The organism is Micromonospora sp. HB375 (assembly GCF_017872985.1).
Taxonomy (GTDB): domain Bacteria; phylum Actinomycetota; class Actinomycetes; order Mycobacteriales; family Micromonosporaceae; genus Micromonospora; species Micromonospora chalcea.
This window is the reverse complement of the sequence record NZ_JAGGJO010000001.1, coordinates 2,193,105-2,219,536: the sequence shown is the minus strand read 5'-3', so window position 1 is coordinate 2,219,536 and position 26,432 is coordinate 2,193,105. Positions and strand designations below refer to the sequence as shown.

Below are 26,432 nucleotides of genomic sequence, written 5' to 3'. Positions count from 1 at the left end.
GACCGCGCCGGGCTCTCCGGCGCGTCCCACCGCAGAGCAGGGAGAAGCGATGATCGCGTGCCACACCGGCGGTTGGCCGGACACCGAAGATCCTCAGCGGACGGAGCCGGCTGCCTCCGGCTGCTCGTGCGGCTGCGCCGGCCGCTGCCGGCCGCCGTCCGCCGGCGCCGGCGGTGAGCGCGACCGCCGGCAGGAGCAGTTCGACGCGCGCGACCGGGTGCCCTGACGCCGGGCGGGTGGGGGCGGCCGGGCCGCCGCCCCCACCGGGCCGGTCAGCCGCCGAGCACGTCCGGCAGCCGGACCGCCTTGAACCGCCGGTCGGCGAAGTCGCAGTACCAGACCAGCTCGCCGTCCCAGGCCAGCCCGGTCGGATGCCCCGGCAGCCGCACCGTGGCGACCAGCCGGCCCGACTCCGCCTCGACCGCGTGCAGCAGGCCGTCCTCGAACTCGGCGTAGAGCACGTGACCCTCGGCGTACGTGAGGCCCGAGGGCGACCCCACGACCGGGTGCTCCCGCTGCACCGTCATGGTCTCGAAGTCCCGTAGCTGGATCACCGCGGGCGCGCGCAGGCAGAGCCAAACGCCCTCGGGCCCGGTCTCCATGCCGGTGACCCGGCCGTTGGAGGGCCGTACCGGCTTCGACCCGACGGTCTGGCCGGTGGCCGGGTCGATCAGCAGGATCCGCTTCGGCCGGCCGCCGATCTGGCACAGTTTTCCGTCCGCGTATCCCAGGTCGGCCCGCACGTCCGGGTACGCGAAGGACCGGCGTACCGCGCCGTCCGCCGGGTCGATCGCGAAGATCCGCGCGGCGTCCTGGTCGGAGTGCCAGAGCCAGGTGCCGTCCCAGGTCAGGCCGCACATGTAGCCGGCCGGGCCGGGCAGGCTGCGCACCACCTCGACGGGCGGTGCGATCGTCGAGCCGCTCACCGTCTCGTTCTCCCTTCGTTGGCTGACCCGGCCCGCGCCGGGCCGGCGGACCTGCGGGCGGCGTCAGTCGACGACCGCCACCGGGGCGTTCAGCCGGGCCGTCAGCGCGGCGATGTGCGCCGGCGACGCGCCGCAGCACCCGCCGGCCACGGCGAGCCGGTACTCCACCGCCCAGCCGGCGACCAGGTCGCCGAACTCGGCGGGGTCGAGCAGCGGGCGCGGCCCGGGCGCGCCGTCGCGGCGGTCCTCCAGGTTCGGGTACGCGCCGATCGGGCCGTCGTCGGCGTCGCGCAGCGCCCGCAGGCACCGCTCGGTCGCCTCCGGGGCGGTGCAGTTGACAAGCACCACCTCGGCCCCGGCGGCGCGCACCGCGCGGGCGGCGTCCACCAGGGAGTCGCCGGACAGCAGCCGGCCCTGGTCGTCGCAGACGAAGGCGGCCCAGGCCCGGGCGCCCACCTCGCGTACCTGCTCCACCGCGATGCGTGCCTCGCGGGCGGTGTTCATGGTCTCCACCAGCACCAGCTCCACCCCGGCCCGGACCAGCTCCACGGCCAGCCAGCGGTGCTCCTCACGCAGCTCGTCGTCGGCCGGCACCAGGTCCGGCCGGTAGCAGTCCTCCACCGGAGCCATCGACGCGGCGATCCGGGTGCCGGGCGCGCCGGCCGTGTTGCGGGCGGCGAGCGCGACGCCGACGGCCGCGTGCACCATCCAGCCGAGGCCGGCGTCCTCCAGTCCGGCGCGGCGCAGCGCCCGCAGGTTGCAGCGCAGCGTGTTCGCCGTGAGCACCTGCGCCCCGGCGGTCAGGAACCGCTCGTGGACGTCGCGCAGCACGCGCCGCCGGCTGTCCGCCAGCAACGCCGCGGTGCCCCACCACGGGGGCTGGTACGGCAGCCCGGCGCGCTGCAACTCGGTGGCGAGTCCTCCGTCGAGCACCACCGGGGCGCCGCCGGTCGTGAATGCGGACATGTCTCCTCCTTCGCGGGGCGGTAATGCCGGTCAGCGGGTCAGGCGCCGTCACGCAGCGCGGTGACCAGGTCCTCGACCAGGTCGGCCGGGTCCTCGATGCCGGGTGAGATCCGGATCAGCCGGTCGGTCAACCCGAGACGCCGGCGTACCTCGGGCGGCACCGGGCGGTGGGTCATCAGCGCCGGGCACTCGATCAGGGAGCGGACGCCGCCGAGGCTGACCGCGGCGGTGAACAGGCGTACCCGGTCGAGCAGCTTGGCCGGGTCGCCGCGGTACTCGAAGGCGGCGAGCGCGCCGGGCGCGGTCATCTGCCGGGCCGCCACCGCGTGCTGCGGATGCGTGGGCAGGCCCGGATAGCTGACCGTCGCGACGCTCGGCTCGGCCAGCAGCGCCGCCACCACCGCGCGGGTGTTCTCCACCTGCCGGGCGGTGCGCAGGGACAGCGTCTTCAGGCCGCGGTGGGTGAGATAGCAGTCGAAGCCGCCGGGGGCGTTGCCGGCCACCGTGCGGTAGGCCAGGAACCGCCGGTGCAGCTCCTCGTCCTGGTAGACGAGCGCGCCGCCGAGCACGTCGAGATGACCGGCGACGGACTTGGTGGTGCTGTAGAGCGTGATGTCCGCGCCGTGCGCGAGCGGTCGTTGCAGCACCGGCCCGGCCAGCGTGTTGTCCACCACCACCAGGGCGCCGTGCCGGTGCGCGAGGTCGGACACCGCGGCGATGTCGGCGACCTTGAGCAGCGGGTTGGTGGGCGTCTCCAGCCACGCCATGGCCAGCTCGGGACCGCATTCGGACAGCGCGCGGTCCCGCTCGGCCGGGTCGGCGAAGTCCACCGGCCGGACCGTCACGCCGCGCTCGGCGGCGGCGGCGAGCAGCTGGTGGGTGCCGCCGTACACGTCGTCGGAGGCGAGCACCAGCCGGCCCGGCGGCACCAGCGACAGCGCCGTCGTGGCGGCGGCCTGCCCGCTGGTGTAGACGGTTGCGTGCCGGGCGTCCTCCAGCGCGGCGAGGCACTCCTCCAGCGCCTCCCGGTTGGGCTGCTCGCCCCGGGCGTAGAAGTAGCGCGGCGGGTCCTGGGCGGTGCGGTCGTAGGTGGTGGCGAGGTGGATCGGCGGCACCACGTCGCCGGTGCCGGGCACTGGTCGCTGGCCGACGTGCACCAGCCGGGTGTCGAACCTCATGACGCTCCCTTCCGGGCGCTGCTCAGAGGAACCGGACGTCGGGGTGGTCGGCGGTCCAGGGACCCGGTCGTACGCCGGCGAGCAACTCGCCGACGAGGTCGATCTCGGCGGTGGTGTTGTAGACGCCGAAGGAGAGCCGGACCGTGCCGAGCAGGCCCATCTCGTCGAGGAAGGTGCTGGCGCAGTGCACGCCGCAGCGCACCGCCACGCCGTGCCGGTCCAGGTGCGCCCCGACGTCGTACGGGTGGATGCCCTCGACCACGAACGAGACGATGCCGCTGGGGTCGGCGGCCGGGTCACCGACCACCCGCACCCGGTCGATCGCGGCGAGCACGTCGACGGCGTGCCGGACCAGCGCCCGGTCGTGCCGGCGGATCGCGTCCCAGCCGAGGTCGCGCAGGTAGTCCAGGGCGGCGGCCAGCCCGACCGCGCCGGCCACGTGCGGCGTGCCGGCCTCCCACCGGGCCGGCCCGTCGAGGTAGCGGACCGGCTGGTCGGCCGCGACGCCCTTCACGGTGCCGCCGCCCACCTGGTACGGGGGCAGCCCGGCGAGCAGGTCCCGGCGGCCGTGCAGCACGCCGACGCCCATCGGCCCGTACGCCTTGTGCCCGGAGAAGCAGTAGAAGTCGGCGTCGAGGTCGCGCACGTCGACCGGCCGGTGCGGTACGGCCTGGGCGCCGTCGACCACCACCAGCGCGCCGGCCCGGCGGGCGGCGGCGGTCATCTCCCGTACCGGGTTGACGGTGCCGAGCACGTTCGAGACGTGGGTGACCGCCACCAGCGCGGTGTCCGGGCCGAGCGCGGCGGCGAACCGGTCGGCCCCGACCCGCCCGTCCGGTCCGGCCGGCACCACTGTGAGCGTGGCGCCCGTACGGTCGCAGAGCCGGCGCCACGGCAGCAGGTTGCTGTTGTGCTCCATGCCGGTCACCACGACCCGCCGGCCCGGCCCGGCCACCCGTTGCCCGGCGGTGTCCGCGACCAGGTTGACCGCGGCGGTGGTGCCGGCGGTGAAGAGCACCTCCTCCGGCTGCGCCGCGCCGATCGCCCGCGCGACGCTCTCGCGGGCCTGCTCGTACCGCTCGGTGGACTCCAGGCCGAGCCGGTGGTAGCCGCGCCCGACGTTGCTGTTCGCCCCGGTGTAGTAGTCGGTCATCGCGTCCAGGACGACGCGGGGCTTCTGCGTGGTGGCGGCGTTGTCCAGGTAGGCGACGAGGTCGCCGGCCCGGCGGGCCAGCAGGGGGAAGTCGTCCCGTACCGCCCTGGGCAGCGCCTCCGGATCGTGTCGCACCGTGTCCGTCATGCCGGCTCCTGTCGCTTGACGGCCGGTCGTCGGTGCCGGCGTACGCGCCGCGCGGGGTCGCCCCCGCGACGCGCACGGACGCCGTCAGGCGCTCGGGCGACGGAGGGCGGACCGGTCGTCCCCGTGGGACCACAGTGCTCGGGAGGTGCCGCACGGGCGCGGCGTGCCGGACGACGACGGGCCCCGACGAACGCCGAGGCTAGTTCAGAATAATATAGTGATCCGGTCCCGTCACCCCCTGGCGCGGGTCAGTGACCGGAGGTCGTCTGAGCGGCGGGCGCGGCGCCGGCGTCCAGGCCGAGCAGCTCGCAGCAGCGCAGCACCGCGTCGATGTCGCCCTCCAGCTTGAGCTGCCCGCCGACCATCGCCATCAGCGGCGTGACCCGCCCGGCGCCGATGCGCACGAACGTGGCCGCGTCGGTGGTCGCCACCATCGTCGGGTCGTCGGACGGCCCCTTCGCCACGCGCGGCACCCCGCCGGCGACGTCGATGCGGAAGACCTCGTCGTCGACCTGGAACTGGTAGCTCTCGTCGATCGGGGAGATCTTGTCCCACTGGAACATCGCTTCCACGGCGAGGAAGCCCCAGTGCGGGCGGACCGTGTCCTCGGCGTTCAGGTCACCGACGAACTCCAGGCCCCAGTGCGCGAGCCCGAGCACCATCGGCCGCAGCGCCTGCCCGGTCGGGGTCAGCTCGTAGGAGAGCCGGCCGCCGGTGCCGTGCACGTCGACCTGCCGCAGCACGCCCGAGTCGACGAGGAACTTGAGCCGGTCGGCGAGCAGGTTCGTGCCGATGCCGGGCAGGTCCGCGAGCAGTTCGCTGTAGCGCCGGGGACCCATCAGCAGCTCCCTGATGATCAGCAGCGTCCAGCGTTCGCCCAGCACGTCGAGCGCGGACGCGAGCCCGCAGTACTGGTGGTAGGAGCGCTTGCCGGCGAGGCCAGTCTGTGCCATTCCGCTATCGTATATTTTAGTCGGCTGTTTGCGCAGGTGGGGCCGCGCTGTCGAAGCGACCGGCCAGGCCCGGCGGACCGTTCGGCCAGCGGTCAGGCGGCGGCCCGGCGGCCGAAGAGCCCCCGCATCAGCACCGGCTTGGCCAGCTCCTGGAAGTCGAGGTCGGGGTCGAGCTCGCGTACCGTCCCCTCGATCACCAGCAGCGACAGCAGCGGGAAGATGAGTTCCGGCGCGGCGTGCACGCCGTAGCGGCGTTGCAGGTCGAACATCTCCGCGGCGAACGCGATCAGGCTGAACTCCCGGGCCGGCAGCCCGTGGCTGCGCTCCACCAGGTCGGCCATCCGGACCAGGAACGTCTCCACGTCGGCGTCCGGCCGCAGGCCGGTGCCGCTGCGCACCACGATCTCGGCGCAGTACCGGCCGCGCCCGATCGACATGTTCATGAAGAACTCCGCGAACAGCCGGCGCAGCTCCTCGGTGAGCTGCACGCTGAACCCGGCGTCGAGCACCACCACCTGGGCGCCCCGGGTGAAGTAGAGGTTGCCCGGGTGCATGTCGCAGTGGACGAATCCGTCCACGAAGAGCATGTGGTAGATCGCTGTCATCGCGGAGGCGGCGAACCGCTTTCGCACGGCGGCCGACATCGACCGCGCCACGTCCACGTCGAGGTCCGGCATGAACTCCATGACCAGGCAGCGCGGCCGGCAGGCGTCGTCGCGTACGCCGGGCACCCGGACCCGGGGCACCACGGCGAGGTTCTCCTTGAGCCGGCGCAGGTTCTCCGCCTCCCGGGCGAAGTCGAGCTGGCCGAACACCGCTCCGCACATGTTCTCGACCACCTCCCGCACCGGGACGCCGCGCAGCATCGGCAGCCGGGCCATCACCCGGGCGCCGTGCCGCATCAGCGCGAGGTCGAGGGCCATCGTCGACTCGATGCCGGGACGGCGCAGCTTGAGCGCCACCTCGGCGCCGTCGGGCATCCGGCCGCGGTAGACGCAGGCCACGCTGCCGCTGGCCACCGGCGTCGGGTCGATCTCCGCGAACTCCGCGGGCGCCTCGCTGCCGTACGCCTCGGCCAGCGCCCGGCTGGTCTGCTCGGGGGTCATCGGGTCGACCCGGTCCTGGAGCACCGACAGCTCGTCGCAGAGCGCGGCCGGCAGCACGTCGCGCCGGGTGCCGAGCACCTGCCCGGCCTTGACGAACGTCGGGCCGAGCCGCATCAGCAACGTGGTGAGACGGCGGTACAGCAGCCGGCGGGCCGCCGCCCGGTCACCTCGGACCGCCTTGACCAGCGCCGCCGGCAGCACCGGCAGCAGGTGGGCGGCGCCGACCGCGCCGATCCGGGTCGAGCGGGCCAGCAGAGCGCGCGTGGTCGCCATGGACGTCAACCCTTCGTGATGCCCGGCACCTCGATCGCCCGGAGCTGCAGGGTGGTGAAGTCGCAGTACCAGATGCGGCGGCCGTCCCAGGTGATGCCGGTCGGGTTGCCCGCGACCGAGTAGGCGGCCACCTCCCGGCGGGCCGCCACGTCGTACAGGTTGATGGTGGCCGCGTCGCGGTCGGAGTAGACGAGGTAGCTGTCGGAGACGGTCAGGCCGGCGATCGGCTGCCGGACCGGGAACGTGTCGATCAGCCCGAAACCGTCCGGGTCACGCAGGTCGACCTGGCGCAGGTCCTCGTAGCCCAGCCAGAGCCCGTGCCGGGTCGCCTCCAGCCCGCACAGCACGTTGCCGGGACGCGGGTTGCCGAACTCGCCGAGCAGCTCGCCGTCCTCGGGATCGACCAGCCGCAGCACGCGGTCGTCGCCCGCCACCTGCAGCAGCCGCCCGCCGATCGTGGTCAGGTCGGTGCGCACGCCGGGGCAGTCGAGCCGGCGGACCACCTTGCCGCTGATCGGGTCCAGGGAGGCGATCTGGCTGGAGACCGCCTCGGAGAACCAGAGGCACTCCGCGGACCAGGTCAGGCCGCAGAGCTTGAGAGCGCCACGGACGGGAATGTCGCGGACGGTACCCACCGCGAAGGGCATCAGGACCTCCTCTGCCGGGACAGGCCGCACTCCAGCCGCCAGCCGGTCACGGCGCGGACGTCGCGCCGGGCCGGCCGGCGCAGGGCGACGGACAGCTCGTCGCCCTCGGCCACGTCGGTGTGCCGCAGCGGCCACACCCAGACCGCCCAGTTGCATCCGGGGTACGACGGGAAGTTCGACAGCGTCACGTCGTCGGTGAAGTCGGCGGTGAAGAAGCCGAGCACGGCGTGCAGCCTCCCCGGCGCGATGACCGGCAGCCGCTGCCGCAGCGTCTGCCGGGACGGCGACCGGCCGTCGAGCGCCTGGTCGAGCACCACTGTGGGCTCGGTCAGCAGCTTCGGCGGACGCTGGAAGAAGTGCAGCTGGGCCGCCGGGGCCACGAGCTCCTGCACCGGGTCGAGCCGGTAGCCGTAGAAGTCGCCGCCCCACAGCCCCCAGCCCTCGTCGGCGAACTCGGCCGCGGCCAGCCAGGTCCGCAGCCGCCGGGGCACCACCCGGCCGCCGGGGCGCAGGTGGCGACGGGCGATCACGTGCAGCACCTCGGCCATCTCCTCCTCCGGGCCGAGGTTTCCCATCATCTCGGAGACCAGCACGTCCGCCTTGCGGGGCAGCCGGACCGTACGGGCGTCGCCGGTGACCAGGGTGAGCCGTCCCTTGAGGTCGTTGGCCTCGATGATGCGGGCCGCCGCCGCGGCGGTGGCCGGGTCGGCCTCGACCGCGTACACGTGCTCGGCGCCGTGCCGCAGCGCCAGCAGGGAGAGCGCGAGCAGCCCCGCGCCCACGTCGACCACCACGTCGCCGGGGGTGACGGCCTCCTCCAGCGCCCTGTCGTACGCCCGCAGCCGGGGCGCGTCGCCGAGCATCATCTGGTGCATGAGCAGCAGCCGCTGGTCCACGCGGTACCCCCTGAGCGCGCGTCCCTCCCGACCGCCGTAGCAGCCGGGAGGGACATCGTGACGGTACGTTGCTATTGGTTTTACTAGTAGAACCTCTGGCCGGCAGGCCCGTCAAGCGGACCCGTCGGTCAGGCGTTCACCGCGGCGTGCTCGCCGACCAGCGCGTCCCGCATCACCAGGTTGACGCCGGTGAGGCGAGCCTTCGGCTGCTCGTCCACGGTGACCAGGGCGGTGTCCGAGCCGTCCAGCTTGAGCTCGGTGCCGGTGGCCTCCATGCCGCGCATCTTGCCGTTGACGTGCACGGAGTTGGCGGCGTAGAGCGTCTCGTGCGGCGTGACCAGCTCGAACTCGGCGTCGATGTGCAGGTCGCCGGGGAACTTGAGCCGGCTAAGGCTGTCCTCGTTGCCCTCGCCCAGCGTGCCGCCGGAGACCCGCGGCCAGCTCGCCCGCAGCATGACCCGGCCACCCAGCTCCGGGCTGTGTCCGACGACCGCGACGCGGGCCAGCTGGGCGAGCACGCCCGGGCCCTCGTCGTGCTTGTCCGGGCCGAAGAGCAGCACCTCGGCACCGGCCGCCTTGCGGTAGTCCCCGGCCAGGTCGACCCGCACCGTCTTGCCGTTGACCTCGACCTCGATCTGCCCCTCCAGCGAGGTCTGCATGATCATGGACGGGTCGACCAGCATGGACATGCACGGGCCGGCGCTGGGCGCGAAGAACAGGTTCGGCGTGATCCCGACCGGCTGGTTCTCGTCGTTGGCCGGGTACCACGCCTCCGGCAGCGTGGTGCCCTTGACGACGTTCGGCGCGGCCATCACGTCGAAGGGACCGTCACCGCGCGGCTTGCCCAGGTAGGGCCCGGTCAGCGGCTTCTTGAACGGCGGGACGCTGTCGACCACGCCGTAGATGTCGATGACGTTGCGGTGGGCGAGCCGCAGCGTGCTCGACTCCAGGATGCCGAAGCGGCGGATGTAGAACTCGGCCGGGAAGTTCTTGCCCGGCACGATCTGCCGCACGTGCCCGCTGTTGGGCAGGAACGGGTTGGACAGGACCTGGATGCGGTCGTCCAACTCGTAGCTGAACCCCTTGATGCCCACCTCGGGCGCGCTGATCAGCTCGGTGGCGAACTGCGCGTAGCCGTTCTCGTCGACCTTGTGCTCGAAGCCCGGCATGGGCCACTTGTTGAGCTGCACGAAGCCGGACAGGTTGATCGTCTCGCGGCGGCCCGAGTAGTAGTCCTCGCCGAAGACCACGGTTGCCGCGGCGAGGATGTGCGGGCGGATCGGCTTGGGTTCGAGGTTCAGGGACTCGTAGGTCTCTCTGGTGCTCAAGCCAGACACCTCCAATGTCTGTCGGCAGGGGTCAGCGGCGGTCTGAGGGCCGCTGGTGGACCGGACCCGACCGGTCCCGCCGAACTTCAAGCTATGTGTTTTTAAAGCGTGCTGTCAATGCCTGAAGCATCGTCAGGTGTCATCGGCCTCCAGAACGCGACGGCCCGCTCCCCCGGCGGGGAGCGGGCCGTCGCGGCGGCCGCCGGTCAGTCCGGCACGGCCGCCGCGCCGGCCGGCAGCAACGGCCGGGACAGCGGCAGGGGCAGTTCGGCGGCGGGACTCGTCACGGCCCCCGGGGTGCCCGTCTCCAGCGCCAGCCGGCGCAGCAGGCCGAGCATCCGGTACCGGCCGCCGGTCGTCCCGACCGGCATCACCAGGGACTTGTCCACCAGGGCGGCGAGCACCACCCGCACGTCCGTGGGCCCGGACGGATGGGGCCGCCAGAACCGCTGGGCGGCCGCCAGGTCGAACACCCCCGGCAGCAACGCGACGCGCTGGAACAGACAACGCTCGGCCACGTCGAGGCGCTGGACGCTACGGTCGAGCATCGCCCGCAGCGACGTGTGGCGTGACTCCGGTCCGGCGGCGGGCGGGCGCAGTCCGTCCAGCGGTCCCTCCAGCTTGCGCAGCACCCCGTCCAGACTCTCGGTGGCCAGGCACGCCGCCGCCATCTCCAGGGCCAGCGGCAGGCCGTCGAGCCGGCGGCAGATCTCCACCGCGACCTCCGCGTCCCGCCGGTCGAGGCGGAACCCGGGGCGGGCCTGGGCCGCCCGTTCGGCGAGCAGCGCGACCGCCGGATTGGACAGGACCGACGGCCATCCGCCCGGCTGCGGCACCGGGAGCGGATGCAGGCGCTGGACCCGCTCGTACGGCAGCCCGAGCGGCTGACGCGAGCCGGTCAGCACCGCCACGTCCGGGCACGCCAGCAACAGCCGGTCGGCGACCACCGCACACGCGTCGACCAGGTGCTCGGCGTTGTCCAGCACCACGAGTGTCGGCTGGTCGCGCAGCAGTTCGACCGGATCCTCGGCGCCGTTGCCCCCGAGCATCCGGGCCAGTCGGCGTTCCAGCTGCCGCCGGTCACTGAGATCGAGCGTGTCCACCGTCAGGACCCCGCCGGTGAAGACGCGGGCGGCCTGGTGGGCGGCGCGCAGGGTCACCGCCGACTTGCCACAGCCGGGCGCGCCGGTGACGGTCACCGCGCGGTACTTCGCCAGCAGGGCCGCCAGGTCGGCGATGTCCCCGGCCCGCCAGTGCAGCGGCCCGGAGATCGGCCCGCAGCCGGGCCTGCGCCTTGCGGCCGGCACCGCCGGCGCCGGCCGGGGCACCGGTGGACGGCCGGCCGGGCGCACCAGCGCCCGGTGCACCGCCCGCAGTTCCTCCCCCGGGTCGACGCCCAGTTCGGTACGGAGCCGCTCGGTGATGTCGGCGTACCGGTGCAGGGCCACGGTCCGGTGCCCGCTGCTGCCGAGCACGGCCAGATAGTCGGCCTGGATCGCCTCGTGCAGGGGTTCCAGCCGGGCCAGCCGGGTGGCGGTGTCGAGCACCGCTGCGGCGCGTCCCAGCCGCAGCCCCAGACCGACGTAGCTGTGCGAGGTCGCCACCCAGGCCGCACCCAGGGCCTCCACCTCGATGTTGTCGTGCAGCAGCGAGCGCAGCTCACCGAGGGTCGGGCTGCGCCACAGGTCCAGCGCCTGCCCGAGCAGGTGGAACGCCTCCTCACGGCAGCCCTCGCCGATCCGCTTCTCGGCCTCGGCGACACAGCGGCGGAACCGCGCGACGTCCGTCTCGACGGTCTCGGCGCGCAGCGAGTACCCGGTGACGGTCGAGGCGATGACCCGTACCCGGCGCCGCGGCGGATGCTCCGGTTCGAGGACCTGGCGCAGCCGGGCCACGTACGTGTGCACGAGCGACCGGGCGCTCGGCGGGACTACGCCGCCCCAGACCGCCTCCTCCACCTCGCTCACCGGGACGCTGTCGCCCAGGCGTAACGCCAGAAGCGAGAGCACCGCCCGCTGCTTGGCCGGTCCGGGCTCCACCGGATGCCCCTTCCGCCGCACGCGCAGCGGACCCAACAGGTCGACCCGGTAACAGGCGCGACTCTCCATCATCTATCCCCCCAGGCTCAGCGTGAGCCCGAGACTGGCACATCCGGTTACCACGTCGCCACACTCAGCTATTGCTCAGGAAACTCGGCAGGCCAGGCCGCCAACCCGCCCGAGCAGCGTGATCACCGCCCGGGACGTGCGTAAAGGCCGCCGGGCGGAACGACGACGGCGGGGAGTTCTTTTTCATATGGCGAAGCTATTGATAGAAGTTGCGGGCCGTGCCGGGTTGCGTGACCCGGTTCCGACGAAGGCCCACCCTGAAAGGGATGCCGCCCACCTGGAGGCCCGTGTCGCGCATCCAGGATAGACAGAATGCTATATGAAATCTTAGTATTCTGGTGGCCGGATGACTCAGGTGAGGAGCACGAGGGCATGTTCGAGCGGTTCACCGACCGAGCGCGACGGGTTGTCGTCCTGGCCCAGGAAGAGGCCCGGATGCTCAACCACAACTACATCGGTACGGAGCACATCCTGCTGGGCCTGATCCATGAGGGTGAGGGTGTCGCGGCGAAGGCCCTGGAGAGCCTCGGCATCTCCCTGGAGGGCGTGCGTCAGCAGGTCGAGGAGATCATCGGCCAGGGTCAGCAGGCGCCGAGCGGGCACATCCCGTTCACGCCGCGGGCGAAGAAGGTGCTGGAGCTGTCGCTGCGCGAGGCGCTGCAGCTGGGCCACAACTACATCGGCACGGAGCACATCCTGTTGGGCCTGATCCGTGAGGGTGAGGGCGTCGCCGCCCAGGTCCTGGTGAAGCTGGGCGCTGACCTGAACCGGGTGCGTCAGCAGGTGATCCAGCTGCTCTCCGGCTACCAGGGTAAGGAGCCGGCCGCCGCCGGTGCGGCGCCGGGTGAGGCCGCGCCGTCGACCAGTCTGGTGCTGGACCAGTTCGGCCGGAACCTGACCCAGGCTGCCCGGGAGGGCAAGCTCGACCCGGTGATCGGGCGGGAGAAGGAGATCGAGCGGGTCATGCAGGTGCTGTCCCGCCGCACGAAGAACAACCCGGTGCTGATCGGCGAGCCCGGCGTCGGCAAGACCGCCGTGGTGGAGGGCCTGTCGCAGAAGATCATCAAGGGTGAGGTGCCGGAGACGCTGAAGGACAAGCAGCTCTACACGCTCGACCTCGGTGCGCTGGTCGCCGGTTCCCGCTACCGCGGTGATTTCGAGGAGCGTCTGAAGAAGGTGCTCAAGGAGATCCGCACCCGCGGCGACATCATCCTGTTCATCGACGAGATCCACACGCTCGTCGGTGCGGGCGCGGCCGAGGGCGCGATCGACGCCGCCAGCATTTTGAAGCCGATGCTGGCCCGTGGTGAGCTGCAGACCATCGGCGCCACCACGCTCGACGAGTACCGCAAGCATTTGGAGAAGGACGCCGCTCTGGAGCGTCGTTTCCAGCCGATCCAGGTGGGTGAGCCGTCGCTGGCGCACACCATCGAGATTTTGAAGGGTCTGCGGGACCGGTACGAGGCGCACCACCGCGTCTCCATCACCGACGCCGCCCTGGTCGCCGCCGCGACGCTGGCCGACCGGTACATCTCCGACCGGTTCCTGCCGGACAAGGCGATCGACCTGATCGACGAGGCGGGCGCTCGGATGCGGATCCGCCGGATGACCGCGCCGCCGGACCTGCGCGACTTCGACGAGCGGATCGCGCAGGTGCGCCGCGACAAGGAGTCCGCGATCGACGCGCAGGACTTCGAGCGGGCCGCGCAGCTGCGGGACACCGAGAAGCAGCTGCTCGGGCAGAAGGCGCAGCGGGAGAAGGAGTGGAAGGCCGGTGACCTGGACGTCGTCAGTGAGGTCGACGACGAGCAGATCGCCGAGGTCCTCGGCAACTGGACCGGCATCCCGGTCTACAAGCTGACCGAGGAGGAGACCTCGCGCCTGCTGCGCATGGAAGACGAGCTGCACAAGCGCGTCATCGGCCAGGAAGACGCGGTCAAGGCGGTCTCGAAGGCGATCCGGCGTACCCGGGCCGGGTTGAAGGACCCGAAGCGGCCGTCCGGGTCGTTCATCTTCGCCGGCCCGTCCGGCGTCGGTAAGACCGAGCTGTCCAAGGCCCTGGCGGAGTTCCTGTTCGGGTCCGAGGACGCGCTGATCCAGCTGGACATGTCGGAGTTCCACGACCGGTACACCGTGTCCCGGCTCGTCGGTGCCCCGCCCGGGTATGTCGGCTACGACGAGGGTGGGCAGCTGACCGAGAAGGTGCGTCGCCGGCCGTTCTCCGTGGTGTTGTTCGACGAGATCGAGAAGGCCCACCCGGACGTGTTCAACACGCTCCTGCAGATCCTGGAGGACGGGCGCCTCACCGACGGTCAGGGCCGGATCGTGGACTTCAAGAACACGGTCATCATCCTGACCACCAACCTCGGTACGCGTGACGTCGCCAAGGCGGTGTCGCTGGGCTTCCAGGCGTCGGAGGACTCCGAGTCGAACTACGACCGGATGAAGCAGAAGGTCAACGACGAACTCAAGCAGCACTTCCGGCCCGAGTTCCTCAACCGGATCGACGACACCATCGTCTTCCACCAGCTGCGCGAGACCGAGATCCTCTCCATCGTCGACATCATGATCCAGCGCATCGAGACCCAGCTGCGCAACAAGGACATGGGCCTGGAGCTGACCGACAACGCGAAGAAGTACCTCGCGAAGAAGGGCTTCGACCCGGTGCTGGGCGCGCGGCCACTGCGTCGCACGATCCAGCGCGACATCGAGGACAACCTGTCCGAGCGGATCCTGTTCAACGAACTGCACCCCGGCCAGATCGTCGTCGTGGACTGCGAGGGCGACCCCGACGACACCGACACGTCCACACTCGTCTTCCGGGCCGGCAAGCCGGTGCCGACGGGTCAGCCGTAGGCCCGCCGGCCCACCGCCATCAGATGATCACGCGTCGCGTCGTCGCAGAGCGCCCCGGCCACCCCGGCGGCGTACGCCCGCTCGGGCCCGAGCCCGAGACGCGCCGCCAACTCGTGCTCACGGCCCAGATCGGTACCGAACATCGCCGGGTCGTCGGTCCCGACCGAGCAGCGCAGACCGGCGGCGACGAGGCGGGGCAACGGATGCGCGGCCTCGGACTCCACCACCCGGGTCCGCAGGTTCGACGTGGGGCACACGTCCAGCACCACACCCCGGTCCCGCAGCTCGGCGAGCAGGTCGTCGTCCTCGGCGGCCCGGATGCCGTGCCGGATCCGGGCCGGAGCCAGCTCCAGCAGGTCGCGTACCGAATCCGGCCCGCCCGCCTCGCCGCCGTGCGGGACGAACGCCAGACCGCCGTCGCGGGCGATCGCCACCGCCCGGGCGAACGCCTTCGCCGGCGCGGCCAGCTCCGGCCCGCCCAGACCGAACCCGACCACGCCCCGGTCCCGGTACCGCACGGCCTGGCGGGCGCACTCCTCCGCGTCCGCCGGCGGCAACTCGCGGTCCACGTCGGGCGTCAGCAACACCCGTACGCCGTGCCGCTCGTACGCCTCGGCCGCGCCGTCGGCGTACCCCTCGAAGATGTCCGCCCAGCCGACGCCCCGGCGCACCCGCTCGGCCGGCGAGAAGATGCCCTCCAGGTAGACAGCGCCGTGCGTGGCCGCCTCGGCGGCGTACGCCACCACGATGCGCCGGAAGTCGTCGGCCGTACGCAGGCAGTTGGTGGTCAACACCCAGGTGCGGACGAAGTGGTCGAAGTCGGTGAACTCGTAGAGCTGACGCAGACCCTCGACCGTCTCCGCGGGCAGCCGCTGACCGTTGCGGCGGGCGATGACCAGGAGCGTCTCCGGCCGCACCGTCCCTTCGAAGTGGACGTGCAGCTCGATCTTCGGGGCCGGCACGGCCATCAGGCGGTTCGGAGCGCGCGCCGCTCGGCCATCACCGGCGTCCGCCCCCGCCAGCCGGCCTGCGACACGCCCAGCAGCCAGCGCAGCGGCGTGGCCGAGAGCAACGGCGGATCGGTGACCCGCACCTGCCGCACCGGCACCGTGAGCGTGGCCCGCGCGACGGTGATGCGCTGGGCGCTGCCCGTCTCGGCCGGTATCCGCAGGTCCGCGTCGCCGATCAGGAAGCTGTCCGGCGCGCCGTCGACGAGCGCCGAGGTGGCGTCCCGGTCCGGGCGCAGCAGCAGGACCCGGGCGCGGTGCTCGCCCGGCGGCACGGTGGCGGGCAGCGCGGCCGGCAGTGGACGCGGCGCGGCCGTCCACCATTCGTTGCGCCCCCCGTCGTGGGGCGCCACCGCGGCGAGCAGCAGCCCCGGCAGGTCCACGGTGTCGAGGTGCATCAGCGCCCGGGGGCCCTGGCCGGCGACTATCGCGCGGCTGCGGATCACCGGCAGCAGCGCCGCCACCGACACGCCCGCCAACTGCCGGGCGAGCTGGCGGAACCGCTCCGGGGGCAGACTCACCCAGCGCCGGAACTGGGTGGTGAACGTGCCGACGCTGGAGTACCCGACCTGGGCGCTGATCGCCGTGACGGTGAGCGAGGAACGCAGCAGCAGCCGTCGCGCCTCGGCCATCCGCAGGGCGGCCAGGAAACGTGCCGGTGTCATCGAGGTGGCCTGCTTGAACACGCGATGGAAATAGAAGGGGCTGAACGGGGCAAGGCGCGCCAGCGTTTCCAGCGGCAACGGCCTGCCGAGCTCTCTTTTCATGTGCTCAATCACCCGGACAATGGCGGCCGACCGGCCGTCATGTTCCTTGCAGTCGGCACCTGAAAACTGCCCCATGGCCCCTCCATCGCTACCCGGAAACCGTGACCAATAGTGCTGTGCGGCTCTTGAACGAGTCTTGATTTGCCGCACGCGGGCCGCTCGGGCGCCCTCGGCGGCAGGCGATACGTGCTGGCCGGAGCCGGTGCGGGACCCACTTCCAGGCTTGCGCGCACCCGGCTCCGCGCGCCCGCCGAAGCGGTGCCGACGGTCACCTGAGGCAACACAGCAACCTGCGAGAAGACAGTCGCCGAGGCGTTCCGCGAGTATTGGCCAGAGCGGGCACGCCAATCGAAGAACTTCTCTGCAGGCGAGCAGGATCCGCACGCGTACACCCACGGCGAATTGGACTTGCCATGGCCCGAATATTGTTGGCACTGCGACAACGAATCCTGACGCCGGATAAGCGCGAGGCGTTGTTTGACACACGCGGCTTCCATGTCAAGAACGACGCCGCGCGGCAGGCCCTGGAAAGCGCCGGGCAGAGTTTCATCGGCGGTTTCGGTGACGCCGCCGGGGCGCCGGAGCCCCGGGCCGCCGAGGAACTGCTGGAAAGCCGGCCGGCGCCGCTGCGCGGCTTCGCCTACGAGGGCGCCGCGATGGCGTACGCCCTGATGGACGGCCTCCGCCCCGGCGGCGGCCGGGGCATGGCGCGGTTCCTGGCCGGGCGCGGCGACGCGCACGTCTACATGGCCCACGTGGGCGCCGGCTGGGCCATGGCCCGGCTGCCCCGCTGGCGCCGGCCGGCGATCCTCCCGCCCGACCCGCTGCTGCGCTGGCTCGCCCTCGACGGCTACGGCTTCCACCAGGCCTACTTCCACACTGGCCGGTACGTCCACGCACGGCACCGCGACCCGGCGCACATCTGGCCGGCGGAGCTGCGGCACTACGCGCCGCACGCGGTGGACCAGGGCATCGGCCGGGCGCTGTGGTTCGTCGCCGGCGCCGACCCGGCCGAACTGGTCCGGCTGCTCCACCGGTTCCCCGCCGACCGGCACTCCGACCTGTGGAGCGGGGTCGGCCTGGCCGCCAGCTACGCCGGTGGCGCCGATCTGACGGAACTGCGAACGCTGCGCGAGGCGGCCGGCGAGCACCGGGCGGCGCTCGGCCAGGGCGCCGCGTTCGCGGCCAAGGCCCGGATGCGGGCCGGACACGTGCCGACGCACACCGCTGTCGCGGTCGGCGCGTTCTGCGTCACCAGCATCGAGCAGGCCGCCGCGATCACCGATGCCGCCCTGACCGATCTGACCGACTCGGCGTCGCTGCCCGCCTTCGCGGTGTGGCGTCAGCGGATCGCCGACCATCTCGTACTGCTGGGGAGGTGCTGACCGGGTGTCCATGATCCTGGGTTGGGGCCGACGTCATCTCGCCGGGCTGACCGCCCTGCTGCTGATCGTCGGCCTGTTCCTGATCGCCGAGCCGGCCACTGCTACCGACGAGGAACGGCGACGGGTGGCCGCGGGCTACCGGTTCACGCCGCTGTCGATCGCGATCCCGGGTGGTCTGCCGCAGCAGAGCATCCGCCGGGTCAACAAGGAGTACACGCACATCGACGCGTGGATCTCGTCGGTGGGCGCCGGGGTCGCCATGAACGACATCGACGGCGACGGCCTGGCCAACGACCTCTGCGTCACCGACCCGCGGATCGACCGGGTGGTGGTCACGCCGACGCCCGGGGCGCGCCAGGAGCGGTACCAGCCGTTCGTGCTCGACCCGGCGCCGCTGCCGATGGGGCCGCACATGGCGCCGATGGGCTGCGCGCCCGGCGATTTCAACGAGGACGGCCGCACCGACCTGCTGGTCTACTGGTGGGGCCGGACACCGGTGATCTTCCTGGCCCGCCCGGACGCCACCGGTCTGTCCGCGGCGGCGTTCCAGCCGGTCGAGCTGGTCCCCCGGCCCGCCGCCGCCGACGGCGGCTACACCGGGCCGCGGTGGAACACCAACACGGTGAGCGTGGCGGACTTCGACGGCGACGGTCACGAGGACGTGTTCGTCGGCAACTACTTCCCCGACGGCCCGGTGCTCGACCACACGGTCAGCGGCGGCGTGGCGATGAACAGGTCCATGTCGGCCGCGTACAACGGCGGGCGCGACCATGTCCTGCGCTGGACCGGCGCGACCGCCGACAGCGTCACCTTCGCCGACGTGCCGGACCTCTTCGACGACGACGTCTCCCGCGGCTGGGCACTCGCGTCGACCGCCACCGACCTCGACGGCGACCTGCTGCCCGAGCTGTACGTGGCGAACGACTTCGGCCCCGACCGGCTGCTGCACAACCGCTCCACGCCGGGCCGGGTGCGGCTGGCCCTGGTCGAGGGCGAGGGCAGCCGGCTCACCGTGCCCAAGTCGAAGATCCTCGGGCACGACTCCTTCAAGGGCATGGGCGTGGACGTCGGCGACCTGGACGGCGACGGCCTCTACGACATGTACGTCGGCAACATCACCACCTCGTTCGGCATCCAGGAGAGCAACTTCGCCTTCGTCAACCAGGCCCGGGACACCGACGACCTGCGGCAGCGGCTCGCCGACGGGCGGGCGCCGTTCGTCGACCGCAGCGCCCCGCTCAACCTCGCCTGGAGCGGCTGGAGCTGGGACGTCAAGATCGCCGACCTGACCAACAGCGGCCGGCCCGACATCGTGCAGACCAGCGGCTTCGTCAAGGGCGAGGTGAACCGGTGGGCGCAGCTGCAGGAGCTGGCCACCGCCAACGACACGCTGCTGGAGCACACCTCGGCGTGGCCACGGGTCCGGCAGGGCGACGACATCGCCGGCGGGCAGCCGCTGCGCCTGCACGCCCGGATGCCCGGCGGCGCCTACGCCGACATCGCCGGCCAGCTCGGCCTGGCGGTGCCCATCCCGACCCGGGGCATCGCGCTCGGCGACGCCGACGGCGACGGCCGGCTGGACATGGCGGTGGCCCGGCAGTGGGACGCGCCGGTGTTCTACCGCAACGACAGCCCCGGCACCGGATCGCAGCTGTCCCTGAAGCTGAACCGGCCGCCGGCCGGCGACGCCGCCACCGGCTCCCCGGTGATCGGCGCGGACGTCACCGTCCGCACCCCGGACGGCCGTGTGCTGCGCGGCCGGGTCGACGGCGGCAGCGGCCACTCCGGCCGGCGCAGCTTCGAGGTGCACATCGGCCTCGGCGACGTCACCGGGCCGGTCCAGGTCGACCTGGCCTGGCGGGACCGCACCGGCGCGCCACGCGCGCAGACGGTGACGCTCACCCCCGGCCGGCACGCGCTCACCCTCGGCACCCAGGCACAGGAGGCGAGTTCATGACGAAGCCACGCGACCCGCGAGTGACAGCGCTGCGCCGCTTCGCGATCTCGATCACCGTCCTCAACATCCTCGGCTACACGGTCCTCGGCTTCGAGCAGCCCGCGCTCTGGCCGGTGTATGCCGTGCTCACCGCGTACGCCGCCGAGCTGCTACTGGAGGCGGTGGGCGCCCGGGGTGAGGGCCGCGCCCCCCGGTACGCCGGCGGCGTGCGCAACCTGGTCGAGTTCCTCTTCCCCGCGCACATCACCGCGCTGGCGGTGAACATGCTGCTCTACACCAACGACCGGGTGCTGGTGATGCTCTTCGGCGTGCTGGTGGCGATCAGCGGCAAGTGGCTGCTGCGGGCGCCGGTCAACGGGCGGCTGCGGCACTTCATGAACCCGTCGAACTTCGGCATCGCGATCGTGCTGCTGCTGTTCCCGTGGGTCTCCATCGCGCCGCCGTACCACTTCACCGAGAACCTCTCCGGCCCCGCCGACTGGGCGATCGTGGCCGTGATCCTCGTCCTGGGCACGATGCTCAACGCGAAGCTCACCCGCCGGATGTGGCTGATCGCCGGCTGGCTGTCGATCTTCGTGGTGCAGTCGGTGGTCCGGGGCCTGGTGCTGGACACGTCGATCGTGGCCGCGCTGGCCACCATGACCGGTACCGCGTTCGTCCTGTTCACCAACTACATGATCACCGATCCGGGCACCACGCCGAGCCGGCCGGCCGCCCAGTTCGCGTTCGGTGGCGGCGTGGCGCTGGTGTACGGCGTGCTGACCGGCGCCTCGGTGACGTACGGGCTCTTCTTCGCCACCGCGATCGTCTGCCTGGTCCGCGGCACCTTCCTCTGGTCGCTGCACGCCTCGCGCCGCGAGCAGCGGCGCCGCGAGCAGGACCAACCCGTCTCGCCCGCAACGCCCGGGACACCGGCCACCGCCGGTCCCGTCTCCGCGGACAACGGCAAGCGGCCCGTGCCCGCCTGATCCGCGAATCGCACAACCCCAGGAGTGACGACATGAGCAGAATCGCGGTCGTCGGCATGAGCTGCCGCTACCCGGAAGCCGATTCGGTGGCCGACCTGTGGCGCAACGCCCTCAGCGGACGGCGCGCGTTCCGCCGGCTGCCGCCGGAGCGGATGAGCCTGGAGGACTACTGGGACGCCGACCCGGCCACCCCGGACCGGTTCTACAACCGGCACGCCGCCGTCATCGAGGGGTACACGTTCGACCGGATCCGGCACCGGATCGCCGGCAGCACCTACCGCTCCACCGACCTCACCCACTGGCTGGCGCTGGACGTGGCCGGCGAGGCGCTCGCCGACGCCGGCTGGCCGGACGGCGCCGGGCTGCCCCGGGACCGTACCGCCGTGGTGGTCGGCAACACCCTCACCGGCGAGTTCTCCCGCGCCAACGTGCTGCGGCTGCGCTGGCCGTACGTGCGCCGGGTGCTGGCCGCCGGGCTGCAGGAGCAGGGGTGGCCCGACCGGCGGATCGCGGAGTTCCTGGCGGTGACCGAGGAGCGGTACAAGAGCCCGTTCCCGCCGATCGACGAGGACACGCTCGCCGGTGGTCTCTCCAACACCATCGCCGGGCGGATCTGCAACCACTTCGACCTCGGTGGCGGCGGCTGGACGGTGGACGCCGCCTGCGCCTCCAGCCTGCTGTCCGTGGTCACCGCCGCGCGCGCCCTGGCCGACGGCGAGGTCGACGTGGCGGTGGCGGGCGGGGTGGACCTGTCCATCGACCCGTTCGAGATGGTCGGCTTCGCCAAGGCCGGCGCGCTGGCCCGCGACGAGATGCGGGTGTACGACGAGCGGTCGCAGGGCTTCTGGCCGGGCGAGGGCTGCGGCATGGTCGTGCTGATGCGTCACGACGACGCGGTGGCGCAGGGGCGCGTCGTGCACGCGACGATCGCCGGCTGGGGTGTCTCCTCCGACGGGCGCGGCGGGATGACCCGGCCCGAGGCGCACGGCTACCGGCTGGCGCTGGACCGGGCGTACCAGCGGGCCGGCTTCGGCATCGGCACGGTCCCGCTCTTCGAGGGGCACGGCACCGGCACCGCCGTCGGCGACGCCACCGAGCTGCGGGCCCTCTCCGCCGCCCGGCGCGACGCCGGGGCCACCGACCCGGCCGCCATCGGCTCGATCAAGGCGCTCATCGGGCACACCAAGGCCGCCGCCGGGGTCGCCGGGCTGATCAAGGCGACCATGGCGTTGCGGCACGCCATCGTCCCGCCCACCGCCGGGTGCGCCCGTCCCCGCGCGGAGCTGACCGCCGCGGACCGTACGCTGCGCGCCGCGCCGGTGGCCGAGCCGTGGCCGGACGGGGCGCCGCTGCGCGCCGGGGTCACCGCGATGGGCTTCGGCGGGATCAACACCCACCTGGTGCTGGAGGCCGGCCCGTCCGCCGTGCCGGAGCGTGTCCGGCGGCAGCAGCTGCGGCTGGCCCGGCACACCCAGGACGCCGAGCTGCTGCTGCTCGACGCGGCCGACCCGGTGGCGCTGCGGGAACGGGTGGTCGCGCTGCTCGATCCGCTGGCCCGGCTGTCGTATGGCGAGCTGACCGACCTGGCCGGCGCCCTGGCCGGTGAGGTACGCGACCGGGCGATGCGGCTGGCGGTGGTCGCCGCCTCCCCCGCCGAGGCGGTGGACCGGTTCGAGCGTGCCCTGGCGGCGCTCGACCGGGGCGAGGAGGAGTTGTTCGCCGACGGGCTGGCGTTGCGGCGCACGCTGCGGCCGGCCCGGCTCGGGTTCCTCTTCCCCGGTCAGGGCTCCGGCCGCGGCGTCGACGGCGGCGCGCTGGCCCGGCGCTTCCCGGCCGCCGCCGAGGTGCACCGCCTGGCGGCGCTGCCCGCCGACGCGGACCCGGTGGCCACGGAGGTGGCCCAGCCGCGCATCGCCGCGGGTTCCCTGGCCGGTCTGCGGGTGCTCACCGAACTGGGCGTCGAGGCGCGGGTGGCGGTCGGGCACAGCCTCGGCGAGATCACCGCGCTGCACTGGGCCGGCACCGTCGACGCGGAGGCGCTGCTGCGGATCGCCGCGGCGCGCGGCGCGGTCATGGCCGGCTGCCGGGAACCGGGGACCATGGCCGGCATCGCCGCCGACGACACCGTCACCGCCCGGCTGATCGGCGCCGAACCGGTGGTGGTGGCCGGCTACAACGGGCCCCGGCAAACCGTGGTCGCCGGTCCGTCCGACGCGGTCCGGCGGGTGTGCGAGCGGGCCACCGACGCCGGTGTGCACTGGGCGGACCTAGCCGTCTCGCACGCGTTCCACTCCCCGCTGATGGCGTCGGCCGCCCGCGAGTTCGGCGACTGGCTGGAAGGGGTCCGCCTGGCCCCGCCGCGCCGGCCGGTGGTCTCCACCGTCACCGGCGCGGAGCTGACCTCCGGCACCGACCTGGCGGCGCTGCTGCGCCGGCAGATCACCGAACCGGTGCGCTTCGCCGCGGCGGTCACCGAGGCCGGCCGGCGGGTGGACGCGCTGGTCGAGGTCGGTCCCGGCCAGGTGCTCGCCCGGATGGCCCGGGAACTGGTCGACGTGCCGGTGTTCGCCACCGGCACGGACGCGCCGACGCTCGCCGGGTTCCTCGGCACTGTCGGCGCGCTCTGGACGCTGGGCGCGCCCGTGGACCACGCCGCGCTGGTCAGCGACCGTCCGATCCGTCCGCTCGACCTGGCCGCGCGGCGGCGCTTCTTCGCCAACCCGTGCGAGGCCGCGCCCGCCGTGGCCGTGGCGGCGGCGTCCCCGACCGGGGCCACCCCGCAGGCCGCGGGCGGGCCGGTGACCGTCGACGAGACGGCCCCGGCCGGAGGCGGACCGGCGGCCGACCCGCTGGCGGTGCTGCGCCGGCTGGCCGCGTCCCGCGCGGAGCTGCCGCCCGAGAGCGTCGGCGCGGACACCCGGCTCCTCGACGGTCTGCACCTCAGCTCGATCGCGGTGGGACAGCTGGTGAACGAGGCCGCCCGGGAACTGGGCCTGCCCGCGGTGCAGGCGCCGACGAACTTCGCCACCGCCACGCTGCGGGAGATCGCCGACGCGCTGCGGGAACTGGACCCGGCCGCCCCGCCCGCCGACCGGCGGGTGGACGGCGTCGCCCCGTGGGTGCGCGGTTTCACAGTCGAGCTGGTCGAGGAACCGGTGGAGCCGGCCGGCGCCGGCCCCGGCGGCCCGGGTGCCTGGCAGTGGTACGCGCCGGCCGGGCACCCGTACGCGGAGGCGCTGCGCGACGCGCTCGCCGGTGCGGGCGTCGGCGGCGGCGTGCTGCTCTGCCCGGGCGAGGAGGTGGACCTGGACCTGGACCTCGCGTTGCGCGCCGTCCAGGCGGCGGTGGCCCAGCCTCCGGGTGCCCGCCTGGTGGTCGTCCAGCACGGCCGGGGCGTCGCCGGGCTGGCCCGTACCGCCCGGCTGGAGGGCTCGGGTCTGCACGTGACGCTGGTCGAGGCGGCCCCGGCCGACGACCTGGTGGACCGGGTGGTGCGCGAGGTGGCGGCCACCGACGGGTACGCCGAGTCGCACCTCGGCCCGGACGGCCGGCGGCGGGTCCCCCTGCTGCGGCCGCTGCCGCCGCCCGGCCCGGCACGCCCGGGTCCGGCCGGTCCGCCGCTGCGGCCGGACGACGTCCTGCTGGTGACCGGCGGCGGGAAGGGCATCACCGCCGAGTGCGCGCTCGCCGTGGCCCGGGACACCGGGGCGCGGCTGGCCCTGCTCGGCCGGGCCGACCCGGCCGCGGACCCGGAGCTGGCCGCGAACCTGACCCGGATGCGGGAGGCGGGGGTGCGCCTGCGGTACGTGCGCGCCGACGTCACCGACCCGGAGGCGGTACGCGCCGCGGTGGCGCAGGTACGCGCGCACCTGGGCCCGGTCGCCGGGGTCCTGCACGGCGCCGGGGTCAACCGGCCGGCCGCCCTCGGCGCGCTGGACCCGGACACCCTGCGCGCCACGCTGGCGCCAAAGGTGGACGGCCTGGCCAACGTCCTCGCCGCGGTAGAGCCGGACGAGCTGCGGCTGCTGGTGACGTTCGGCAGCGTGATCGGGCGCGGCGGCCTGCCCGGGGAGGCGCACTACGCGCTGGCCAACGACTGGCTGGCCCGGCTGACCGCCGAGGCCGGCCGGCGCTTCACCGGATGCCGCGCCGTCTGTCTGGAATGGTCGGTCTGGTCCGGCGTCGGCATGGGTGAACGGCTCTCCGCCGTCGAGTCGCTGCTGCGCGCCGGCATCACCCCCATCCCGCCGGACGAGGGCGTCCGGCTGCTGCGCCAGGTGCTGGCGCTGCCCCGGCTGCCCGCCTCGGTGGTGGTCACCGGCCGCACCGACGGGCTGGACACGCTGCGGCACGAGCGGCGGGAGCTGCCGCTGCTGCGCTTCCTGGAACGTCCGCTGGTGCAGTACGACGGCGTGGAGCTGGTGGTCGAGGCGGACCTGTCGGCCGAGAGCGACCCGTACCTCGCCGAGCACGACCTGGACGGCAACCTCCTGCTGCCCGCGGTGCTCGGCATGGAGGCGATGGCGCAGGTGGCCACCGCGCTCGCCGGCGCCACCGGCGTGCCCGTGCTGACCGGCGTCAGCTTCCCCCGGCCCGTGGTGGTGGCCCGCGGCGGGCGCGTCACCGTCCGGATCGCCGCGGTGCAGGCCGAGGCGGGCGTGGTGGAGGTGGCGATCCGCAGCGACGAGACGGGCTTCGCGGCCGACCACTTCCGGGGCACCGTCCGCTTCGAGCCGGACGAGGGCGACCGGGAGGCGCCGGGCGTGACCGGCGGGCTGCCGCCGGTGCCGCTGGAGCCGGGCCGGGACCTCTACGGTGACCTGCTCTTCCAGGGCGACCGGTTCCGCCGGCTGGTGCGCTACCACCGGGTCGCGTCCCGGCGGGCCGAGGCGGACGTCGCCACCACCGAGGACATGCGCTGGTTCCACGCGTTCCTGCCGCAGCGGCTGCTGCTCGGCGACGCGGGCGCGCGGGACGCCTTCCTGCACGGCATCCAGGTCTGCGTGCCGGACGCGACGCTGCTGCCGATCGCGGTGGACCGGGTGGAGCCGGCCGGGCCGAAGCTCGCCGCCACCGAGCAGGTCCGCTTCGTGGCGGTGGAGCGGGAGCACCGCGACGACACCTACCGGTACGACGTGACGGTCCTCGGCGCGGCCGGGACGGTGGTGGAACGCTGGCTCGGTCTGCGCCTGCGCGCGGTGCGCCACCGCCCGGCCGCCCTGCCGTGGCCGCCGGCGCTGCTCGGACCGGCGCTGGAGCGGCGGCTGGCCCGGCTGCTCGACGCCGACCTGGCGGTGGTGGTGGAACCGCGTCCGGACCGGACCGGCGGAGCACGCCGGGAGGTCACCGCCGTCGCCGTCGGACGGGCCGTGGGACGGCCGGTACGGCTGCGGTACCGGCCGGACGGGCGGCCCGAGGAGGTCAACGGCCGGCACGTCTCCGCCGCCCACAGCGAGGTCGCCAGCCTGCTGGTGGCCGGCGCCGGGCCGCTCGCCTGCGACCTGGAGGTGGTCCGGCCCCGGCCCGCCGAGGTGTGGGCCGACCTGCTCGGCCGGCACGCCGGGCTGGCCGGGCAGATCGCCGCCGACCTCGGCGAGGACGCCGACGTCGCCGCCACCCGGGTCTGGTGCGCCAAGGAGTGCCTGGTCAAGGCGGGGCTGCCGGTGGACGCCCCGCTGACGGTGGCCGGCGGCGACGGCGAGTGGGTGCTGGTGCGCAGCGGCCGGGTCACGGTGGCCACCGGCCCGGTCCGTCTGACCGGCGAGCCACAGCCGGTGGTCGTCGCCGTCCTCACCGCGACGGGGGTGTGAC

General features: G+C 73.5%; 18 protein-coding genes. 6 read left to right on the top strand and 12 right to left on the bottom strand.

What is annotated here, in order from left to right; genetic code table 11:
* Nucleotides 1-49: 49 nt before the first annotated feature.
* On the top strand, nucleotides 50-226 hold the full coding sequence (locus tag J3R08_RS10365; RefSeq protein WP_209960950.1) for a hypothetical protein: 177 nt from the start codon (nucleotides 50-52) through the stop codon (nucleotides 224-226).
* Nucleotides 227-272: 46 nt separating this feature from the next.
* Here J3R08_RS10365 and J3R08_RS10360 read toward each other — a convergent pair whose 3' ends face one another.
* The 10 genes from J3R08_RS10360 to J3R08_RS10315 all read right to left on the bottom strand — a co-directional run bounded on the left by J3R08_RS10360 (nucleotide 273) and on the right by J3R08_RS10315 (nucleotide 11,681).
* Nucleotides 273-926, bottom strand: coding sequence for a hypothetical protein (locus tag J3R08_RS10360; RefSeq protein ID WP_064447384.1), 654 nt, complete (start codon nucleotides 924-926; stop codon nucleotides 273-275).
* 63 nt (nucleotides 927-989) lie between these two features.
* The gene (locus J3R08_RS10355; RefSeq protein ID WP_187692300.1) at nucleotides 990-1,892 is read right to left on the bottom strand and encodes a homocysteine S-methyltransferase family protein; all 903 of its coding nucleotides are present in this window, start codon (nucleotides 1,890-1,892) and stop codon (nucleotides 990-992) included.
* A gap of 38 nt (nucleotides 1,893-1,930) precedes the next feature.
* Nucleotides 1,931-3,070, bottom strand: coding sequence for a PLP-dependent aspartate aminotransferase family protein (locus J3R08_RS10350; RefSeq protein ID WP_187692301.1), 1,140 nt, complete (start codon nucleotides 3,068-3,070; stop codon nucleotides 1,931-1,933).
* A gap of 22 nt (nucleotides 3,071-3,092) precedes the next feature.
* The gene (locus J3R08_RS10345) at nucleotides 3,093-4,370 is read right to left on the bottom strand and encodes an aminotransferase class V-fold PLP-dependent enzyme (RefSeq protein WP_209960948.1); all 1,278 of its coding nucleotides are present in this window, start codon (nucleotides 4,368-4,370) and stop codon (nucleotides 3,093-3,095) included.
* A 248-nt stretch (nucleotides 4,371-4,618) separates the two neighbouring features.
* The gene (locus J3R08_RS10340; RefSeq protein ID WP_209960946.1) at nucleotides 4,619-5,323 is read right to left on the bottom strand and encodes a winged helix-turn-helix transcriptional regulator; all 705 of its coding nucleotides are present in this window, start codon (nucleotides 5,321-5,323) and stop codon (nucleotides 4,619-4,621) included.
* Between the two features lie 92 nt (nucleotides 5,324-5,415).
* Nucleotides 5,416-6,702, bottom strand: coding sequence for an AarF/ABC1/UbiB kinase family protein (locus J3R08_RS10335; protein ID WP_069090021.1), 1,287 nt, complete (start codon nucleotides 6,700-6,702; stop codon nucleotides 5,416-5,418).
* Nucleotides 6,703-6,707: 5 nt separating this feature from the next.
* Nucleotides 6,708-7,349, bottom strand: coding sequence for a hypothetical protein (locus J3R08_RS10330; protein ID WP_043325250.1), 642 nt, complete (start codon nucleotides 7,347-7,349; stop codon nucleotides 6,708-6,710).
* A complete protein-coding gene (locus tag J3R08_RS10325; RefSeq protein ID WP_043325252.1) occupies nucleotides 7,349-8,245 on the bottom strand; it encodes a 50S ribosomal protein L11 methyltransferase in 897 nt (298 codons plus the stop codon). Before J3R08_RS10325 ends, J3R08_RS10330 begins: the two co-directional genes overlap by 1 nt.
* Before the next feature lie 128 nt (nucleotides 8,246-8,373).
* Nucleotides 8,374-9,573, bottom strand: a complete 1,200-nt coding sequence (locus J3R08_RS10320; protein ID WP_030499571.1) for a DUF6004 family protein — start codon at nucleotides 9,571-9,573, stop codon at nucleotides 8,374-8,376.
* A 206-nt stretch (nucleotides 9,574-9,779) separates the two neighbouring features.
* Nucleotides 9,780-11,681: a BTAD domain-containing putative transcriptional regulator gene (locus J3R08_RS10315; protein ID WP_223201159.1), complete on the bottom strand. Its 1,902-nt coding sequence runs from the start codon at nucleotides 11,679-11,681 to the stop codon at nucleotides 9,780-9,782.
* A gap of 372 nt (nucleotides 11,682-12,053) precedes the next feature.
* On the opposite strand from J3R08_RS10315, the gene J3R08_RS10310 reads away from it, so the two are divergent.
* Complete coding sequence (locus tag J3R08_RS10310) at nucleotides 12,054-14,537, top strand: ATP-dependent Clp protease ATP-binding subunit (protein ID WP_209960944.1); 2,484 nt, start codon at nucleotides 12,054-12,056, stop codon at nucleotides 14,535-14,537.
* Here J3R08_RS10310 and add read toward each other — a convergent pair.
* The gene (gene add, locus J3R08_RS10305; RefSeq protein ID WP_199496029.1) at nucleotides 14,528-15,505 is read right to left on the bottom strand and encodes an adenosine deaminase; all 978 of its coding nucleotides are present in this window, start codon (nucleotides 15,503-15,505) and stop codon (nucleotides 14,528-14,530) included. The two genes, J3R08_RS10310 and add, sit on opposite strands and share 10 nt — an antisense overlap.
* Nucleotides 15,505-16,311, bottom strand: a complete 807-nt coding sequence (locus J3R08_RS10300) for an AraC family transcriptional regulator (RefSeq protein ID WP_223201160.1) — start codon at nucleotides 16,309-16,311, stop codon at nucleotides 15,505-15,507. The genes add and J3R08_RS10300 overlap by 1 nt, the downstream gene beginning before the upstream one ends.
* 413 nt (nucleotides 16,312-16,724) lie before the next feature.
* Here J3R08_RS10300 and J3R08_RS10295 point away from each other — a divergent pair, with 413 nt between their 5' ends.
* The 4 genes from J3R08_RS10295 to J3R08_RS10280 are packed head-to-tail and all read left to right on the top strand — an operon-like array spanning nucleotide 16,725 to nucleotide 26,431.
* A complete protein-coding gene (locus tag J3R08_RS10295; RefSeq protein WP_064447377.1) occupies nucleotides 16,725-17,696 on the top strand; it encodes a DUF1702 family protein in 972 nt (323 codons plus the stop codon).
* 4 nt (nucleotides 17,697-17,700) lie between these two features.
* Complete coding sequence (locus J3R08_RS10290; protein WP_043325262.1) at nucleotides 17,701-19,653, top strand: CRTAC1 family protein; 1,953 nt, start codon at nucleotides 17,701-17,703, stop codon at nucleotides 19,651-19,653.
* Nucleotides 19,650-20,621 (top strand): hypothetical protein, encoded by a 972-nt coding sequence (locus tag J3R08_RS10285; protein WP_043325264.1) that lies wholly within the window; start codon nucleotides 19,650-19,652, stop codon nucleotides 20,619-20,621. Before J3R08_RS10290 ends, J3R08_RS10285 begins: the two co-directional genes overlap by 4 nt.
* A gap of 32 nt (nucleotides 20,622-20,653) precedes the next feature.
* Nucleotides 20,654-26,431, top strand: coding sequence for an SDR family NAD(P)-dependent oxidoreductase (locus J3R08_RS10280; protein ID WP_209960942.1), 5,778 nt, complete (start codon nucleotides 20,654-20,656; stop codon nucleotides 26,429-26,431).
* The last annotated feature ends 1 nt before the right edge of the window (nucleotide 26,432 follow it).